Here is a 2,061-nt window from a genome sequence, read left to right on the forward strand (position 1 = left end):
TTGGGCGATCTGCTGCGCATAGGAATTGATGGTGGTCACCGTCGAGGTGATCTGGCTGTTGACGCTGGCACTGCTCTGCGACAGCTGGTCATTGATGCTGGAGATGCGCGCCACCAGCGTCGAAGCCTGCGACAGCACCGTCTGGCGCGAAGCCTGGGTATTCGGGTTGGACGCCAGGTTCTGGACCGAGGCGAAGAAATCCTGCAGAGCCGGCGACAACCCGGCCTTGGTGTCGGCCACCATGTTGTTGATCTGCGAGATCTGCGCGTAGTACGAATCCAGGGAGCTGGCCGAAGTCTGCGAGGCCAGTGCCTGCTTGGTCAGGAAATCGTTGTAGACGCGCTTGATCTCGGTAACTTGCGTACCCTGACCGACGAAGCCGTAGCCATAGTTGATGCCGCCGGCCGAGCTCTGCACGACTTCCTGACGGTTGTAACCGGGGGTGGTGGCGTTGGAGATGTTGTGGCTGGTGGTGGCCTGCGCCGCCATGGCAGCCTGCAACGCGCTTTGCCCGATACTGAAGATGTTAGTTGCCATGCTAGGTTGTCGTCCCTGAAAGCTTTTAGCGGAATAACCAAGTCAACGGCAGGATTGACCAAAACTTTAGATGGCCCTGATCATTTTTGTTTCCGGCCAGCACCGCTGAGCTTGCTGTACAGACATGCCCCTGGCCATGGGCAATTGCGCCGTCCTCAGGCAATCAGCGCATCAGGCCGACAGCGACTGACGGATGATACGCGAGAGCTTTTCTGCATAATGCGGGTCGGTCGCATAACCGGCGCGCTGCAAGCCGTAGGCGAAGCCATGGGCATCCTGGGCACTGGCCAGCACCTTCTCGTAGCGCGGGTTGCTGCGCAGCAAGTTGGCGTAATCCTTGAAGGCATCCGCGTAGGAATCGTAGGCGCGGAATTTCTCCACACGCTTTTGCGGCTTGCCGTTGATGTATTCGATGGTGGTGGCCTCGACCACCTTGCCGGTCCAGTTGCCGGTGGCCTTGATGCCGAAACAGGTGTGCGCCGAGCGGCCGTCGCGGGTGATGATTTCCTTCNTTGCCCAGCCGGTTTCCAGCGCTGCCTGGACCAGCATGAACTTGGGCGGAATACCGGTGATCTTGCTGGCGATTTTAGCATCGGCCTGCAGGCGGTTCTGGAAAGCTTCCACGTGAGCCGGCTTGTGGAGTTGCGACGCTGCTTGTTGTTGCGACCATCCTGATCGGTACTGTCGGCCGCCTGCTGGTTGGCAAAGCTCTGGATGAACTTGGCGCGGTCGGCTTCGCTCATGTCCTTGACCAGCGGAATGCCCATGGGCACGCCCTCTTCAACCGGATGCGTCGTGCCATCCAGGTCCTGGGCATCGGGCAGCTTTTTGGGCAAGGAGGCCGAGAGCTGGCGCGTCAACACATCGGCCAGGCCGACCCCGCGCTGGACCAGGCTCTGGCTCAACTGCTGGTCCAGCATGGAGGTAAACATCTTGGTCTGCTCGTTGTCGAAGGGGCCGTTTTGCGGCGTGGCATCGCGCATACTCTTCATGACCATGTTCAGGAACAAGGCCTCGAACTGCTTGGCCGCGCCCTTGATGGCTTCCGGCGAGTTCTGCTTGGCCGCCTCGCGCAGGCCATTCAGCCCATTTGCATCGACGGCCAGACTCTCGGTCGGATTGGATGGGTTGATCTTGTTGAGCATGGATTACCTTCGATGAGAGCGTTTGTTATTGGATCGGAGCAGCCATCGCAAACCGCTCCGCCTGGTCCGTCCCGTTACATCAGAGCGTCAGATCACTTCCAGTTCGGCGCGCAGCGAACCGGCCGCCTTCATGGCCTGCAGGATCGCCAGCAAGTCCTGGGGCGTGGCGCCGATGGCATTGAGCGCCTTGACCACATCGGCCAGCGAAGCGCCGCCCTTCAAGAGCATCACCTTGCCCGGCTCCTTGTTGATCGAGACCTGGGCATTCTGCACCCCAGCCGTCTGGCCACCGGACAAGGCATTGGGCTGGCTGACCGCGTTGTCGGCCTAGAGTCACTACCGACAGGTTGCCGTGCGAGACCGCACAGGTCTCCAGCAT

1 protein-coding gene and 2 pseudogenes are annotated in these 2,061 nt (G+C 60.4%); all 3 read right to left on the bottom strand.

Annotated features, from left to right (window positions below):
• The coding region (locus tag I5W_RS12485; RefSeq protein WP_217284448.1) for a FlgK family flagellar hook-associated protein at positions 1 to 537 on the bottom strand (537 nt) is incomplete at its 3' end.
• A gap of 171 nt (positions 538 to 708) precedes the next feature.
• Positions 709 to 1,682 (bottom strand): annotated as a pseudogene (flgJ, locus tag I5W_RS12490) (flagellar assembly peptidoglycan hydrolase FlgJ).
• 87 nt (positions 1,683 to 1,769) lie between these two features.
• A pseudogene (locus I5W_RS12495) lies at positions 1,770 to 2,061 on the bottom strand (flagellar basal body P-ring protein FlgI); the annotation flags it as partial.

It is taken from the genome of Herbaspirillum sp. B65 (genome assembly GCF_000333555.1).
In the GTDB taxonomy this organism is placed as follows: Bacteria; Pseudomonadota; Gammaproteobacteria; order Burkholderiales; family Burkholderiaceae_D; genus Herbaspirillum; species Herbaspirillum rubrisubalbicans.